The following is a 15,860-nucleotide window of genomic DNA, read 5'->3' as shown; positions in this document are numbered from 1 at the left end:
GATTCGCGCGGATACCAGCCTATCCCCAGACAACAGCGCCCCAAAACTACTCCAAGAGGTAATCCGCCTCTTCCCTACTGAGCTTTCCCAGTGCCTGTGCGATGGTCACGTCCTCGAAGATTGACGGTGGCGTCCACTTCACATCGTTCAAATCTGGCTGCCTGTAGGGTGGCTGTTCCTTGCGCATGCCTACCCTCTGGCGCGCAACCTCGGCCTTCACATCCTCCGCAGTCGCCTTACCCGCGAGATAGTCGTGCAAAACACTCATGGTGTTTTCCTTTCCGAGCAGCATTACAGCACTTCCCGTGATTATATTCCACAGGCTGATGCAAGATTAGGAAACTTAGGCAGCCCGCCCTGAATACGTGAGATGACTTTTCGTTCGTTGGAATATAGGCGTCAATAAGAAAAGGGCAGCACCCCCGACATGCCGCGACCATCACCAAACCCGTCGGGCTCGAAGGTTGTCCGTTAATATAAGTCGCGAAGAAATCACGCAGCCCTTTCTTAAGGGGTGCTAAGACAGATTCTTGACGCGAGGAGAACCATGACGGACGAGAACTTCGGTTCCAACGACCCGGCCAACAACGGCAACAACGGTGCACCGCAACAGCCGCAGGGCCAGGACTGGAACCAGAACCCCTACGGCCAGCAGAACCCGGCACCGCAGCAGCAAGGCCAGAATGCATATGGCGCTCCGCAGCAGGGTGCACAGAACGGCTACGGCCAGAACAACTTCCAGAACCAGCAGGGCTTCAACGGCCAGAACCAGCAGAACGGCCAGGGCGCACAGTTCGACATCAAGCAGTACCTGGACTTCTCCAACAAGTCCGTAATCTGGCTGCTCTGCGCCGCAGGTGCCGCTCTGATCAGCTTCATCGGCAGCTTCATGCCATGGGGCAAGGTCTCGGTTCCCTTCTACGGCACCATCACGGTCTCCGGCACCGACGGTGACGGCATTATCACCATGTTCCTGTCCCTGATCATCATCGGCGGAATCGCTGCCTACCTGTTCGTAGAGCAGCTGGCCCAGAAGTGGTGGCGCGCCATTCCAGTGATCGCCATCGGCGCCATCCTTCTGCTGATCTCCATCATCGACTGGGCCAGCATCGGCTCTAAGGCCGGTGATTTTGACGAGGACGTTGTAAACGTAAGCGTCGGCGCAGGCCTGATCCTGATTCTGCTGGCCTCCATCGCCATCATCGCCTTCGGCGTGCTCGCACTGCTCAACGACCGCAAGAACAACCCGCAAGCTCCGAAGCAGGCTTTCGCGCAGCAGGGGTACGGCCAGCAGAACTTCGGCCAGCAGAACTTTGGTCAGCAGGGCTACGGCCAGCAGCCGCAGAACAACTTTGACCAGAACAACTACGGTCAGAACAACTACGGCCAGCAGCCGAACCAGGGCTGGCAGGGCAACGCTCCGCAGAACCCGCAGAACCCGCAGTAGTCTAAACGGCTAAAACGGCACTACAACCGCCCCTGTTCTTTAACATTTAAAGAGCAGGGGTAATTGCTTTTCTTTCCGGGGGCACCTGTTAGCAATATAAATAAAAAATGAACTAATGTTCACTGCATGTCCACCCCGCTTCCCTCAGAAGGAAAACGCCCTCACCGCAAGACCGGCCCGAAGCCCACCTTCGACCGCGAAGACGTCATCAACCAGGCACTCGCAATCGGTCTTGATAAATTCACCATGTCTGAGGTCGCCAAAGGCCTGGGAGTGGCCACGTCCGCGCTGTACCGAATCTACAGCCGCGACACGCTCCTGACCGCCTGCATCGAGCACATCACCGATAGCCCACGGGAGTACCCCGATGGCGATTGGAAGGAACTGCTCCGCGACTACGCCTACTACCTATCGCGGATGTGCTCCACCTACCCGGGCCTCGCACAAGCCCTGCTGAGCCACCCGAACAGCCTTTTCGCCTACCGAAAGCACGTCACGAATCTTCTGGAAAGGCTTAATGACGCCGGCTTCAGCCGCGGACAGGCCCTATTCGCCATCGACGTTGTAACGAACTTCGTCTTCAGCTCCGGGCCTTTCAGACACTCCTTCGAGCTTTTCGCAATGACGGACTCGCTGCCCGCCGACCGCGAGGACGACGAGGAGATGGCGCTGCGAATCCTCGACAAGAAGCTGGACTTCGTTTTCCAGGCGCTAGAGACGAACCGCCCCTCCTACTAGATCCCCCCGGGCGCTACCCCGTTCTTCACTATTGGGAACCGATCCCGCCAAGCATGCGACTAATGGAGCATGTCTCGCAGAATTATTCGCAGAGTCCACACCCTCGCTGGGCTCTTCATCGCACCCCTCATCCTTGTAGCCGCTTTCTCCGGCTTCTTCTACGCACTCGCCCCCACCATCGAAACGTGGGTCTACAAGTCTGAGCTGACTGCCACCTCAAGCAGTCCAGCGCAGCCGGTAGCCAAGCAAATAGAGGCCGCAAAGCGCATCCACCCCGACCTCGATGTTGCTAAGGTGCAGATCCCAGACGAAGAGGGCAAGACCACTCGCGTGCTCTTCACCGACCCGTCACTGTCCTCGGAAAGCTACAGCCGCGCAGTGTTCGTGGATCCGGGCGACCTGCACATCACCGGAGAGCTAACTCAGTACGGTAGCGCCGCTTCCCTGCCGTTCCGCGCCTGGCTATCCGAAGGCCACCGCAACCTATGGCTGGGTGAGCCCGGCCGCATCTACTCCGAAACCGCCGCCACGTGGCTAGGCCCCATGGCCGTCACCGGCGTGGCCATGTGGTGGTTCATGCGCAAGCAGAAAAACCCGCGCAAGCCCAAGAAGAAGTCCCGCCGCCAGGCCATGCAGCGACACACTCTCATAGGGCTGATAGCCGCACCGGGGCTGGTCTTCCTCTGCGTCTCCGGCCTGACTTGGTCCCACTTCGCAGGCGACAACATCGCGACTGTCCGCGAAGAACTGAACTGGATGGCGCCCGAACCGAACACGAACATCAGCGGCGAACAGTCTGCGCAAATCGGCGGCTCTGGTCACGCCGGCCACGGCGAGCACGCAGGGCACGCGGGTCACAGCGGAAATGCAGAGGTCGACTTGGCACAGGCCGATACGGCCCTCCAGGTTGGCCGTAACGAGGGATTGACCGGCACCCTGCAGCTGGCTCCCCCGAGCGAAACCGGCCAGGCGTGGACCGTCAGCGAACCGCGCCAGGCGTACAAGATGCACAACGACGCAATCACGGTGAATGGCGACAACGGCGACGTTATCGACCGCCTGCCGTTTAGCTCCTGGCCCATCGCAGCCCAGCTGACCAGCTGGATCATCCAGCTGCACATGGGAACCCTGTTCGGGCTGGTCAGCCAAATCGCACTGGCACTGCTGGCACTGGGCATCGGCGCGCTCGTGATCTACGGATACATCATGTGGTGGCGCAGGCGCGGCGGCAAGAACAACGGCGCCCGCGTGGATCTTCGGGAACTCACCTGGAAGCACTGGACAGCGCTGGTGATCCTGCTCGGTGGATACAGCGTGATCGCTCCCCTGTTTGCTGTTAGTGGTGCCATCCTGTTCGTCATTGCCCTAGCTCTCGACTTGCGCGGCGGAAACAAGGTCGGCAGGACCAACGCGGAGGCAGAGGGCACAAAAGCCATTAAAGAATATTCACATACTCCGATATAATCCACGGTATGAAACATAGCCACCCACGCTCTGTGGCCCGTACCGTGGCCAAGGGCACCCTTGCGATCCTGCTTTCAGCATCGCTGGCGGGGTGTGTGACCAACGAAGAACTCGGCAACCCGGAAGGCTGGGAGGAAATCCTCCCGGCGAAGAACCCGCAGCTCGCCGCCCTTGTGCCCCCGGACGTCCAGGCCAAGGGAAAAATTACCGTCGGCACCAACCCGCCCTACGCACCCAACGAGTTTAAAGACTCCGACGGAAACATCATCGGCTTCGAAATGGACCTCATCCGCGCCGCCGGTGCCATGATGGGCCTCGACGTCGAAGTCAACCAAATGGACTTCAACCTGATCCTGCCGGCCATCAGCGCCGGATCCGTCGACGTCGGAGCCAGCGCCTTCACAGACACCGAAGAGCGGCAGAAAAACTACGACTTCGTCGACTTCTACAGCGCCGGGATCTCCTGGGCCACCCAGCCCGGCAACGAGGACAACATCGACCCCGACAACGCCTGCGGCCTAAAGGTCGCCGTGCAGAAAGGCACCTACTCCGACACGGACGAAGTGCAGGGACGCTCCGACGAGTGCGAAGCCCAGGGCAAGGAGCCGATTGAGAAGCTGGTCTACGAAAAGGCCGACGCCGCCGCCACCGCCACCATTCTGAAGAAGGCAAACGCCTACAGCTCCGACTCGCCGGTGATCGACTTCGCCATCGCCCGCTCTGACGGCAAATTGGTGCGGGTTGGCGAACCTTTCGATACCGCCCCGTTCGGTATGGGCGTCAAAAAGAACAACCCGCTTGGAAAAGCCCTGGCCGCAACGATGCAGACCATGATGAACGACGGCACCTACGAGGCCATCCTCAAACAATGGGAACTCGAAGATGGCGGGTTAGACGCAGTGACGTTCAACCTCAAGCCCTACCAACTGCCCCACACGCTCGAACCGAAAGAAGGCACCAAGTGAGCACCCCAAACGCCTCCTCCGCAACGCAGCGTAGGCGCCCCACCGAGAACAAAGCGATCCCGCTACGCCACCCCGGCCGCTGGATCGCGGCGGTCATCCTCGCGGCCCTCGTGGTGTGGTTCATCATCTCCGCAGCCCAAAACGAGGCCTACCACTGGGACACTTACTTCCAGTACCTGCTGGATACCCGCATCGTAAAGGCGGCGATGCACACCATCGCGCTGACGATTCTGGCGATGATCATCGGCGTGGTCATCGGTGCGATCGTCGCGGTTCTGCGCATGTCGCCGAACCCCGTGCTGCAGGGTGTGGCGTGGCTGTTCCTGTGGGTCTTCCGCGGCACGCCCGTGTACGTGCAGCTGGTGTTCTGGGGCCTGCTGAGCTCCCTCTACCAGTCCGTGAGCGTGGGCTTCGCCGAAATCGACCTCGAGCAGGTACTGCAGAACGCCTTCATCCTGGCCGTGCTGGGCCTCGGCCTGAACGAAGCCGCCTACATGGCCGAAATCGTCCGCGCCGGCATCCAGGCCGTTCCCGAAGGACAGTCCGAAGCCTCGAAGGCACTGGGCATGACCTGGGGACAGAACATGCGCCGCACCGTGATGCCGCAGGCCATGCGCATCATCATTCCGCCGACGGGCAACGAGTTCATCTCGCTGCTGAAGACCACCTCGCTGGTTATTGCCGTGCCCTATACCGCTGAGCTTTACGGCCGCGCCACCGACATCTCTAACTCACTGTTCCAGCCCGTTCCGCTGCTGCTCGTCGCCGCCACGTGGTACCTGGTGATCACCAGCATTCTGATGGTTGGGCAGTTCTACGTTGAGCGCTACTTCTCTCGCGGATCGTCGCGCCAGCTCACGCAGCGCCAACTCGCCGCCCTTGCTGACGCCGAAGGCGTACCCCCACGCAATATCACCGTCGGGCCGAACGAAAAGAAGGACTAGTAACCACCATGTCTGAAACCAACGCACCGATGATTGCCATCAAGAACGTGTGGAAGCGCTACGGCCGGCTCGACGTTCTGAAAGGCATCGACCTGGAAGTCCCCCGCGGCGGCGTGACCTGCCTGATCGGTCCCTCCGGCTCCGGCAAGTCCACCCTGCTACGCTGCGTGAACCACCTGGAGAAGGTCACCTCCGGACGGATTGAAGTAGACGGCGAGCTGATCGGCTACCGCGAGAAGAACGGCAACCTCTACGAGCTGACGCCGAAGCAGGCAGCGGCGCAGCGCGTGGACATCGGAATGGTGTTCCAGCACTTCAACCTGTTCACCCACCGCACCGTGCTGGAGAACATCATCGAAGCGCCCGTGCAGGTGCGCGGAGAGAACAAGGACGAGGCAATCGAGCATGCGCGCAAGCTGCTGGACCAGGTGGGGCTCGCCCACAAGGCCGACGCCTACCCCGTGCAGCTCTCCGGCGGACAGCAGCAGCGCGTGGCCATCGCCCGCGCACTGGCAATGCGGCCGAAGCTGATGCTCTTCGACGAGCCGACCTCCGCGCTGGACCCCGAGCTGGTCGGCGAGGTGCTGAACGTGATGCGCCGCCTGGCCGATGACGGCATGACGATGCTGGTCGTGACCCACGAGATGGGATTCGCACGCGAAGTCGCCGACGAGGTTGCTTTCATGGACGGCGGCGTGATCGTCGAGCACGGCCCGGCCGCGGAAGTCATTGGAAATCCGCAGCACGAACGCACCCAAGAGTTCCTATCGAGCCTGCTCTAGGGGTGAAAATGAGGGGGCGTCACTAAGAAGGGCGAGGGGTTGTCCGGGGCCGTGTGTAAGGTAAGCGGCGCTCGGACAAGAAGGGGGCAAAAATGGATGCCGACGAGATGCGGCGGATGTGCAACAGGGTCGACGCGGCGTATGCCTACAGCGTGATCGACGCCCCGACCGTGGCGCGGATACAAGCGCTGCGGAAGGCGGGGACGGCGGATGCGATAGTGTTCTCGCACGCGGCGCAGATACTCGCCGTGATGAACATGCTCGGGCTGGCGGCGCTGAAAGCCGGGGTGATCGGCGTGCGGCACCTCGAGCAAGTGTGGCGGGTGCGCAACGCCTACGCGGCACAGCTGACAGAGCCCGACGAGGCGGGGCAGGCGATCATGGACATAGAACAGTTCAACCGCTACCTGGAGAAGCACGCGGTGGACTGCATCAGTGCACGCGAGGAGGGGCCGACGGCGAAGGAACTGGGCGAATACCTGTGCGAAGTGATCGCGCGGGACTTCCCCACCCCATTTGCCGAAGGCGAAAAGGCGGCGGCGGAGGAACGCTCCGCGACTAAAGGATCCGTGACGACGCTGGGCGGAACCGCCGAGCTTTCCCGGTGGACGCTGAACATGCCGAAAGACCAATCGCAGCGCATGTGGGAAGCAGTAACGAAGAAGGCGAAAGTGCTGGCCGGGGAGCTAGACTGCGACCTCGCGCAAGCACGGATGGACGTGATCGCGGGGCTGATCAGCGGCGAAGAAACCAACACGGTAGTGCACGTCCACGTCTTCCGGTGGGAAGGCGGCCCAGGGTTCATCCCGGGAGTCGGGGCAATCAGCACCGAGCAGGCCGACGTGTACGAAAGCTTCGCCAAACGCGTGGACAGCGTGACGGTGCCGCCGGCCGTGGAGCAGTACACGCCAAGCAGGGAAATGAAGGAATTCCTCATCGGCAGGGACGGCACCTGCCGGTTCCCCGGATGCGAACACCCCGCGCCGATGTGCGACAAAGACCACATCGTGCCGTACAACCACACGGACCCCTCGGCGGGAGGCGCGACGGATGTGCGAAATATGCAGTGCTTATGCCGCGCCCACCACAGTTTGAAAACCAACGGGCAGTGGAGAGCCAGCACTAGCGATGGCGGCTGGACGATCAAGTGGGTGAACCACCACGGGGAGCAGTTCACCACCCACGCGAGAGGAGTTATACCGAAGCCACAGTGACGTGCCAAGGCACGCGGGGTGTGCCAGGGTCGTCCTGGACCTGGCGCAGAAGCGGCTCGGCAGGTTCCTTCTCGCGGACCGTGAGGAGCTCGGCGAAGTGCATCGCTAGGCCGGAGACGGAGCCGATTTCATAGCGGACAACGTCGACGGTTAGCTCGGCGCCGGTGGCGGGGTCATTGCCCTCGTCGGGGCTCTCGCCGAAAAGCTCCACCCAGGTAGTGACCAGTTCGGGGTCTGCAGCTTGCCCGGACTGGAGATTTAGCGTGCCCTCGAACGCTTCGCCGAGGGCGGAGATCATGGAGCGGAAATCCTGCTCGATAGCGGCCAGCTGCTCCTGGTTAGCCAGCAGCCTGAAAATAATCTTTGGCATTCCCCTAGTGTGGCAGCACGCAGCAGCGAACAGCAAGCACGGCGGTGGGTCGGCGCAGTGCACGGCGGTGTGATCTTCAGGACATGAAACCTACTAGAATGTTTGCCGTGATTGGTTCCCATGCTTCGCACCCCGCGCCCGTACCGCCCCTGACCACCCTGCCGGACGGAACGATCAAACAGGTCAACCCGTTTTCCGGCACCGAAGTGTGGACCGTACCCGGCCGCGGCAACCGCCCCATCGCCGAGCACCGCCCAGAGGTGCGCACCGTCGGCGACCGCGACTCCGCCACCGCATTCGGCCTGAACCGCAAGCTGGACACCCCGCCGGAGAAGTCCCGCCTCGTGCTCGACGAGGACGGGCAGGCACACATCCTGCGCGGACTGCCGGTTAGCAAGCTGGAGGAAACCGAACCGCTGTTCCGTCGCGTGGCGAACCTTTTCGAGATCCTTACCTACGACTACTGGCTCCTGAACTACGGCTACCGGATGAACCCCGCCGCCGCCAAGCACATGACCGACTACCTGTCCGAGGAAGCCGGCCAGGACCACGTCGAGCAGATCCTGCGCGCCAAGTGGTCCGCCGGCGGCACCACACAAGAAGAACTCGACGAGCTCTTCTCCCCCGAAAGTCGCATGCAAACCCTCTACGAGAAAAGCGCCGGGCTCTTCGCCGGCGGCCACGACGTGATCATCGCCCGCGACCACTACGTCCCCGGCGCAGACACTACCGACCAGTTGGCCTCCAGTGGCACTCTCAGCTGGGAGAACCACCGCCACTTCATCGCCTTCACCGTCGACGGCATGGATCGCCTCTACCGCGCCAACCGTTACGTCCGCTACGTCGCCGCGTTCCAGAACTGGCTTGCCCCGGCGGGCGCCAGCTTCGAGCACCTCCACAAGCAGCTCGTCGCCATCGACGAGCACGGCCTGCAGAACGAGCTCGAGATCGCCCAGGTCCGCGCGAACCCGAACATGTACAACGAGTGGGCCGTCGACTACGCTGCCCGCCACAACCTCGTCATCGCCGAAAACGACCACGCCATCGCGTTTGCTGGTTTTGGGCACCGTTGGCCGACCCTCGAGGTTTTCTCCAAGTCCGCCACGACCGAGCCTTGGCTGATGTCTGACGCCGAACGCGATGCCGTCTCGGACTTGGTTCACGCCTGCCACGTCGCCGCCGGGCCGCACATCTCCTGCAATGAGGAGTGGCTGCACCGTCCCCTCGACGTTGACGTCCCGATGCCCTGGCGCATTGTCATTAAGTGGCGTGTGTCCACCATGGCCGGTTTCGAAGGCGGCACGAAGATTTTCATCAACACCATTTCCCCGGCGGACCTCCGGGAGCGCGTGCTCAATGCCCTGGTTAAGGCTCAGGAGGAAGGTCAGCTGGCCCCGGGTATCCGCCTTGGCGACGACTGCGCCACCCGCCCCAACATGCTGAAGTACAACCCGGCCATCCGCTAATCCGCTAATCCGCTAGAAAGGACAAGTTTCGCTTTGCGCAACGCAGATATTGCAGAGTTCATCGCAAACCACGGCGTGGATCTGAGCTGGCAGGATAGCTTCTACCAGTGGATGCACGAGAACCCCGAGTTGTCGCTGCAGGAGGAGCAAACCGCCAAGCACATTACCGCGCGGTTAGCGCAGATGGATTGTGAGGTGACCACGGGTATCGGGGGTTATGGCGTCACCGCCGTGTTCCGTAACCCGAGCAGCGAGGCAACCAGCGCAGACGAGCCGACCGTGCTTATGCGCGCCGATTTCGATGCCCTACCTGTGCAGGAAACGACGGGGCTGCCCTATGCCTCCAAGAACGACGGGGTGATGCATGCGTGCGGCCACGATATGCACGCCGCGGCACTCATGGGTCTGTGTGCGGTTCTCGACGAGCGCCGCGATGCCTGGCACGGCACCTTCATTGCGCTGTTCCAACCCGCGGAGGAGGTCACCGCCGGCGCCAGCAACATGATCAACGACGGCCTGGCGGAGAAGATCCCCACCCCCGATGTGTGCCTGGGCCAGCACGTCCTACCCGGCCGCCTCGGCACCGTCATGTCCGCGCCCGGTCCGGTGCTGGCAGCCTGCGACACGATCACCATCAAGCTCTACGGTAAGTCCTCCCACGGCTCGCGCCCGCAGGAATCAATCGACCCGACGTTCCTGGCAGCGATGATCGTTGTCCGCCTGCAGGGCATCGTCGGCCGCGAGGTTGCCCCGTCGGACTTCGCCGTCATCACCGTCGGCACTCTGTCCTCCGGGCACACGAACAACACCATCCCGGAAGATGCCACGCTGGTGCTTAACTGCCGCTTCTACGACACGGACGTACGCGACAAGACCTACGCCGCCATCGAGCGGGTCGTCCGCGCCGAGTGCGATGCTTCCGGCTGCGAGCTTCCGCCCGAGTTCGAGTACTCCGCCCACGGCGAGCTCACCGACAATACCCCCAGCACGTTCGAGCACGTACGCCCGGTGTTCGATGCGGTCTTCGGGGAGGATTCTATTGACGCCGAACCCTGGACAGCCTCCGAGGACTTCTCGGAGATCCCCCGTCACTTCGACGTGCCCTACCTTTTCTGGACTATCGGCACCACGGATCCGGAGCTGTGGGCTTCCGGGGATCCGGTGCCGGGCAACCACCACGGTGCTTTCGCCCCGCGCATTGAGGCGCTGGGCACCTCCACCGACGCGGCGTTGGCCGCGACGCTGAGTTACCTCTTCCGCTCCTGACCCAGCAGGTGCACCTGGATCATGTTGGTGTTGCCGGAAATCCCGGGTGGGGAGCCGGCGACGACGACCATCATGTCGTCGTACTTGTACTCCGGCATGGCCAGCAGGTGGTGGTCGACGGTGTCCATCATCTCGTCGGTGGACTTCACGTCTTCGATGAGGAACGTCTCTACGCCCCACGTCAGCGCCAGCTGCGAGCGCACGGCCTGCGACGGCGTGAACACCAGCAGCGGCAGGTGGGAGCGTAGGCGCGCCACGCGCTTGGCGGTATCGCCGGAGGAGGTGAAGGCCACCAGTGCCTTCGCGTTCAGGCGCTCGCCGATGTCCTTGGCTGCGTAGGAAATCACGCCGCGGCGGGTGCGCGGGCGGTGGGTCAGTGGCGGTACTTCCCCGTCGATCTCCGCGGCGCGGACGATGCGGGCCATCGTCTCCACGGTGGTGATCGGGTGCTTGCCGATGGAGGTCTCGCCGGAGAGCATCACGGCATCCGCACCGTCGAGCACGGCGTTGGCCACGTCGGAGGCTTCGGCGCGCGTCGGGCGGGAGTTCTCGATCATGGAGTCCAGCATCTGCGTTGCCACGATCACCGGCTTGGCGTTCTCGCGGGCGATCTGGATGGCGCGCTTCTGCACCAGCGGCACGTCCTCCAGCGGCACCTCCACGCCCAGGTCACCGCGGGCGACCATGATTGCGTCGAAGGCCAGAATAACCGGCTCCAGCGCGTCGACTGCCTCCGGCTTCTCCAGCTTGGCGATCACCGGCACGCGGCGGCCAACCTCGTCCATGATGTCGCGCACCAGCTCCACGTCGGAGGGGCTGCGCACGAAGGACAGGGCGATGAAGTCCACGCCCAGCTGCAGGGCGAAGCGCAGGTCTTCGGTGTCCTTCTCACTCAGCGCCGGCACGGAGATGTTCATGCCCGGCAGGGAGACACCCTTGTTGTTGGAAACCGGGCCTCCCTCGATGACCTCGCACACGACGTCGTTGCCGTCGACTTCCTTGCACACCAGCGCGATCTTGCCGTCGTCGACCAACAGGCGGTCGCCGGGGCGGGCGTCGCGGGCCAGGCCCTTGTAGGTGGTGGATACACGGTCGTGGGTGCCCTGAACGTCGTCGACGGTGATGCGTACGGTCTCGCCGGTCGCCCAGACGGTTGCGCCCTCTGCGAAGCGTCCGAGGCGGATCTTCGGGCCTTGCAGGTCGGCGAGGATACCGACGGCTTTGCCGGATTCATCGGTGGCCTGTCGAACCCAGTTGTAATTCTGCTCGTGGTCTGCGTGCTCGCCGTGGGAAAAGTTGAGGCGCGCAACGTTCATTCCTGCGTCTACGAGCCCGCGAATCTGCTCCTTCGAAGCGACCGCGGGGCCCAGGGTGCAAACAATCTTGGTTCTTCTATTCACGGACTCGAGGATAGTCCCGCACCGTTGTCCCCGCTACTTCGTTTCTTCTTTTGTGACGCCCTCAGCCTTGCGTTGCTGCACTGTCCACCAGACGAACAGTGCTGTCGCGGCGAGGAACACCACTGCGGAAACGACAACGTTGATGCGCACGTCGCCGAATACGGTGGTGGCGGCGTCTGTTCGCATGTTTTCGATGAAGAAGCGGCCGAAGGTGTAGCCCATGACGTAGAGGGTGAACAGCCTGCCCCCGCCAACGCGCCAGTAGCGTTCCGCGACGAGCAGCAGTACGACCACGAGCAGGTTCCAGATCAACTCGTAGAGGAACGTCGGCTGGACGGTGGCCAGCACTTCCCCGGTGGAGCGGCCGGTGATCGGCGCGGTGTAGCCGCTTTCATCCACACGGCGATAGATCTCCAGCGCCCAGGGTGCGTCGCTGGGCCCGCCGTAGAGCTCCTGATTGAACCAGTTGCCCAGCCGGCCGATGGCCTGCGCAAGCGGCACTGTCGGCGCCACGGCGGCGGCGAGAGTGCCCAGCGGCAGCCCCTTGGCCTTGAATAGCAGCCACACGGCCAGGGACCCTAGAACCACTCCGCCCCAGATCCCCAAACCGCCGTTGGTGATGTTGAACACCTGGGTGGGGTCTTTGCCCTCGCCGAAGTATTTGTCGTGATCGGTGATCACGTGGTAAATCCGGGCGCCGATGATGCCCGCGGGCACGGCGACGAGCAGCGCGTCGACGGTGACCTCCGGGTCCCCGCCCAGCTTCGCGTAGCGGCGGCGAGTCCAGAAGTAGGCCACGATCACACCTGTGAGGATGCACAGCGCGTAGGCGCGGATGGGAATGGGCCCTAGCTCCCAGACACCCTGCGGTGGCGAAGGAATGGCCGCCGCGATCATGCGCGAACGCCTCGCGCCAGCTCTGCGGCCAGCTCGCCCAGGTTGCCTTCGGCTGCGGCTTGGATCAGCGCGGAGCCGACGATCACGCCGTCGGCGTAGGAAGCGATGTTCGCCGCGTGCTCGCCGGTCTTCACGCCCAGCCCCACTGCCACCGGCAGGTCCGTGGCCTCGCGAACGCGGGCGACCAGCTCCTCGGCGGAACTGGAGACCTCGTCCTGCGCGCCCGTCACACCCATGTGGGATGCGGCGTAGATGAAGCCGTCGCCGGCGTCAACAGTAAGGGCCATGCGCTCCGGCGTGGTGGAGGGCGCGACGAGATAGACCGGCGATAGGTCGTTGGCCTTGCAGGCCTCCGCCCAACGGCCGGCTTCCTCCGGCAGCAGGTCCGGGATGATGGAGCCCAGTCCCCCGGCGGCGGCCAGGTCGGCGGCGAACTTCTCCGGGCCGTACTGCAGCACGGGGTTCCAGTAGGACATGATGACGGCCTGGCCGCCGGCCTCGGTAACGGCGCGGACGACGTCGAGAGTGTCCTTCACCCGAAAACCATTGGCCAGCGCTTCGTTGGCGGCGGCCTGGATGGTCGGGCCGTCCATCATCGGGTCAGTGAACGGAATACCCACCTCGATCAGGTCGGCGTGCTGGGCCAGTTCGGCGACAAGCTCCTTGGACTTAGCCACCGTGGGATAGCCGGCCGGGAAGTAGGCCACGAGTGCGGCTCGCCCCTCGGCGCGCGCGTCGGTGAAAACCTTAGAAAGCCGGGAGGTCATGGGTTAGCTGTCCTTCTCGCTCTTCTGATCCAGCATGTCGAACCACTTCGCGGCAGTGTTGACGTCCTTGTCGCCGCGGCCGGAAATGTTCACAATCAGCGTGGCGCCCGGCTTCTCCGCGGCCACCTTGATGGCGGCGGCCACGGCGTGAGAGGACTCGATGGCGGGGATGATGCCCTCCAGGCGGGTCAGCTGCTTGAAGGCGTCCATGGCCTCGGAGTCGGTGATCGGCAGGTAGCGGGCGCGCCCCTCCGCGTGCAGCTTAGAGTGCTCCGGCCCCACTCCCGGATAGTCCAACCCGGCGGAGATGGAGTGCGATTCGATGATCTGCCCGTCCTCGTCCTGCATCAGGTCGGCGAAGGAACCCTGGAACACGCCCTGCAGCCCCAGGTTGATCGGCGCGGCGTGGCGCCCAGTCTCCACACCGTCGCCCGCGGCCTCAGCGCCGACGATGTCCACGCCTTCGTCCTCGATGAACGGGTGGAACAGGCCGATCGCGTTGGAGCCGCCGCCCACACAGGCCACCACGGCGTCGGGCAGCTTGCCGGTTTCGGCCAGCAGCTGCTGGCGCGCCTCCACACCGATCACGCGCTGCAGGTCGCGCACCATCTGCGGGAACGGGTGCGGGCCGGCGGCGGTGCCGAAGCAGTAGTAGGTGTCGTCGGCGTTGGAAACCCAGAAGCGCATGGCCTCGTTGATGGCGTCCTTCAGGGTGCGGGAGCCGATCTCCACTACCTCCACGTGGGCGCCGAGCAGGCGCATGCGGGCAATGTTGAGGGCCTGACGTTCGGCGTCCACAGCCCCCATGTAGATCCGGCATTCCAGGCCGAGCAGCGCACAGGCCGTCGCCGTGGCCACACCGTGCTGGCCCGCGCCGGTCTCCGCGATCACGCGGGTCTTGCCCATGCGCTTGGCCAGCAGCACCTGCCCCAGCACGTTGTTGATCTTGTGGGAGCCGGTGTGGTTGAGGTCTTCGCGCTTCAGCCACACTTCGGCACCCACGGCCTCGGAGAAGCGGGCCGCGTAGTACAGCGGCGACGGGCGGCCGGTGTAGGTGCGGTGCAGCTCGTCGAGCTGGTCCAGGTAGCCCTGGTCCGAGCGGGCCTTCGCCCAGGCATCGGTGATCTCCTCGATCACTGCCATGAGGGCCTCGGGGACGTAGCGGCCGCCGAAGTCACCCCAGTGTCCGCGCTCGTCGGGCTCGTGGTGGGTGGCGGTCGCCAGGATCTCGCCTACCGTCGGCAGACGCTTGCCCTGCGCGTCGGCGTTCTTGAAGGTCTTCTCGGTAGTCACAGTTTTATATGCTATCGCTTAGGAATTTTTTTGGGGGCAGGCGGGGTGCTTCCCCGCTGCGGCAAGGTCCCGGCACGCCTGTGCTGGGTTACCTGCGGTGACCAGGCCTTCGCCGACGAGCACTGCGTCCGCGCCCGCTGCGGCATAGGCGTTGAGGTCGTTTTTATTCTTGACGCCCGATTCTGCGATCTTCACTACGTCGTCCGGAAGTGTTGGGGCGATTTTGCTGAACACCTGCGGGTCGACGTCCAGCGTCTTGAGGTTTCGGGCGTTGACGCCGATGACCTTGGCGCCGGCAGCGACAGCGCGCTCGGCCTCCTCGGCGGTGTGGACCTCCACCAGGGCGGTCATGCCCAGGGACTCGGTGCGGTCCAGCAGGGATTCCAGGCGCTGCTGCTCGAGGGCGGCGACGATGAGCAGCACAATGTCCGCGCCGTGCGCCCGGGCCTCGTGGATCTGGTACGGGTTCACCGTGAAGTCCTTGCGCAGCAGCGGGATGTTCACCGCGCGGCGCACCGCGTCGAAGTCCTCGAGGGAGCCCTTGAAGCGGCGCTGCTCGGTGAGGCAACTGATGGCGGTGGCCCCGTTGTCCTCGTAGGCCTTAGCCAGCACTTCCGGCTCGGCGATCTCGGCGAGATCTCCCTTAGAGGGGCTGGCGCGCTTCACCTCGGCGATGAGGCTGACCCCGGGGGCGGCCAGCGCGGCGTGGGCGTCGAGCGCCGGAGGTGCGTCCAGGGACATGGCCTTGATCTCTTTGTATGGGATCTTGGCTTCCCGCTCGGCCTGGTCTTCAAGCACCCCGGCGATGATCTGGTCGAGAACAGTCATGTGTGTCACACCCCTGAGC

General features: G+C 63.6%; 16 protein-coding genes. 9 read left to right on the top strand and 7 right to left on the bottom strand.

The annotated features are described in order from the left end of the window. Window positions 1-46: 46 nt before the first annotated feature. On the bottom strand, window positions 47-268 hold the full coding sequence (locus HMPREF3166_RS09635) for a hypothetical protein (protein WP_035005506.1): 222 nt from the start codon (window positions 266-268) through the stop codon (window positions 47-49). 279 nt (window positions 269-547) lie between these two features. Between HMPREF3166_RS09635 and HMPREF3166_RS09630 the strand changes: the two genes are divergently transcribed. The 7 genes from HMPREF3166_RS09630 (at window position 548) to HMPREF3166_RS09600 (ending at window position 7,554) form a co-directional block, all read left to right on the top strand. After that, the gene (locus tag HMPREF3166_RS09630) at window positions 548-1,447 is read left to right on the top strand and encodes a hypothetical protein (protein WP_070489093.1); all 900 of its coding nucleotides are present in this window, start codon (window positions 548-550) and stop codon (window positions 1,445-1,447) included. A gap of 126 nt (window positions 1,448-1,573) precedes the next feature. Further along, window positions 1,574-2,185 carry a TetR/AcrR family transcriptional regulator gene (locus HMPREF3166_RS09625; RefSeq protein ID WP_070489090.1) on the top strand — a complete coding sequence of 204 codons (612 nt, stop codon included), beginning with the start codon at window positions 1,574-1,576 and terminating at the stop codon, window positions 2,183-2,185. Between the two features lie 69 nt (window positions 2,186-2,254). After that, window positions 2,255-3,649, top strand: a complete 1,395-nt coding sequence (locus HMPREF3166_RS09620; protein WP_070489087.1) for a PepSY-associated TM helix domain-containing protein — start codon at window positions 2,255-2,257, stop codon at window positions 3,647-3,649. A gap of 8 nt (window positions 3,650-3,657) precedes the next feature. After that, window positions 3,658-4,614 carry an ABC transporter substrate-binding protein gene (locus HMPREF3166_RS09615; protein WP_035005407.1) on the top strand — a complete coding sequence of 319 codons (957 nt, stop codon included), beginning with the start codon at window positions 3,658-3,660 and terminating at the stop codon, window positions 4,612-4,614. Next, window positions 4,611-5,558, top strand: coding sequence for an amino acid ABC transporter permease (locus HMPREF3166_RS09610; RefSeq protein ID WP_049049419.1), 948 nt, complete (start codon window positions 4,611-4,613; stop codon window positions 5,556-5,558). Before HMPREF3166_RS09615 ends, HMPREF3166_RS09610 begins: the two co-directional genes overlap by 4 nt. An 8-nt stretch (window positions 5,559-5,566) precedes the next feature. Beyond that, the gene (locus tag HMPREF3166_RS09605; protein WP_070489085.1) at window positions 5,567-6,340 is read left to right on the top strand and encodes an amino acid ABC transporter ATP-binding protein; all 774 of its coding nucleotides are present in this window, start codon (window positions 5,567-5,569) and stop codon (window positions 6,338-6,340) included. Window positions 6,341-6,456: 116 nt separating this feature from the next. After that, window positions 6,457-7,554 (top strand): HNH endonuclease signature motif containing protein, encoded by a 1,098-nt coding sequence (locus tag HMPREF3166_RS09600; RefSeq protein WP_246816988.1) that lies wholly within the window; start codon window positions 6,457-6,459, stop codon window positions 7,552-7,554. Here HMPREF3166_RS09600 and HMPREF3166_RS09595 read toward each other — a convergent pair. Further along, window positions 7,535-7,924 carry a hypothetical protein gene (locus HMPREF3166_RS09595; protein WP_070489080.1) on the bottom strand — a complete coding sequence of 130 codons (390 nt, stop codon included), beginning with the start codon at window positions 7,922-7,924 and terminating at the stop codon, window positions 7,535-7,537. The genes HMPREF3166_RS09600 and HMPREF3166_RS09595 overlap by 20 nt on opposite strands. A 98-nt stretch (window positions 7,925-8,022) precedes the next feature. Between HMPREF3166_RS09595 and HMPREF3166_RS09590 the strand changes: the two genes are divergently transcribed. Beyond that, on the top strand, window positions 8,023-9,390 hold the full coding sequence (locus HMPREF3166_RS09590; RefSeq protein WP_070489077.1) for a DUF4921 family protein: 1,368 nt from the start codon (window positions 8,023-8,025) through the stop codon (window positions 9,388-9,390). A 33-nt stretch (window positions 9,391-9,423) separates the two neighbouring features. Next, entirely contained in the window at window positions 9,424-10,656 is a 1,233-nt protein-coding gene (locus HMPREF3166_RS09585; RefSeq protein ID WP_070489074.1) for an amidohydrolase, read from the top strand. Here HMPREF3166_RS09585 and pyk read toward each other — a convergent pair. Genes pyk through trpC form a run of 5 tightly spaced genes read right to left on the bottom strand, consistent with a single transcriptional unit; the run spans window position 10,638 to window position 15,841 of the window. Continuing rightward, the gene (gene pyk / locus HMPREF3166_RS09580) at window positions 10,638-12,056 is read right to left on the bottom strand and encodes a pyruvate kinase (protein ID WP_049049430.1); all 1,419 of its coding nucleotides are present in this window, start codon (window positions 12,054-12,056) and stop codon (window positions 10,638-10,640) included. The genes HMPREF3166_RS09585 and pyk overlap by 19 nt on opposite strands. A 33-nt stretch (window positions 12,057-12,089) precedes the next feature. Continuing rightward, window positions 12,090-12,953: a prolipoprotein diacylglyceryl transferase gene (gene lgt / locus HMPREF3166_RS09575; RefSeq protein ID WP_070489072.1), complete on the bottom strand. Its 864-nt coding sequence runs from the start codon at window positions 12,951-12,953 to the stop codon at window positions 12,090-12,092. Further along, a complete protein-coding gene (gene trpA / locus HMPREF3166_RS09570; RefSeq protein ID WP_035005416.1) occupies window positions 12,950-13,720 on the bottom strand; it encodes a tryptophan synthase subunit alpha in 771 nt (256 codons plus the stop codon). Before trpA ends, lgt begins: the two co-directional genes overlap by 4 nt. Window positions 13,721-13,723: 3 nt before the next feature. Beyond that, entirely contained in the window at window positions 13,724-15,013 is a 1,290-nt protein-coding gene (trpB, locus tag HMPREF3166_RS09565) for a tryptophan synthase subunit beta (RefSeq protein WP_070489069.1), read from the bottom strand. Window positions 15,014-15,031: 18 nt separating this feature from the next. After that, window positions 15,032-15,841 carry an indole-3-glycerol phosphate synthase TrpC gene (gene trpC, locus HMPREF3166_RS09560; RefSeq protein WP_035005418.1) on the bottom strand — a complete coding sequence of 270 codons (810 nt, stop codon included), beginning with the start codon at window positions 15,839-15,841 and terminating at the stop codon, window positions 15,032-15,034. Window positions 15,842-15,860 lie beyond the last annotated feature (19 nt).

The organism is Corynebacterium sp. HMSC08A12 (assembly GCF_001807485.1).
In the GTDB taxonomy this organism is placed as follows: Bacteria; Actinomycetota; Actinomycetes; order Mycobacteriales; family Mycobacteriaceae; genus Corynebacterium; species Corynebacterium evansiae.
This window is presented reverse-complemented; position numbering and strand designations above follow the sequence as displayed.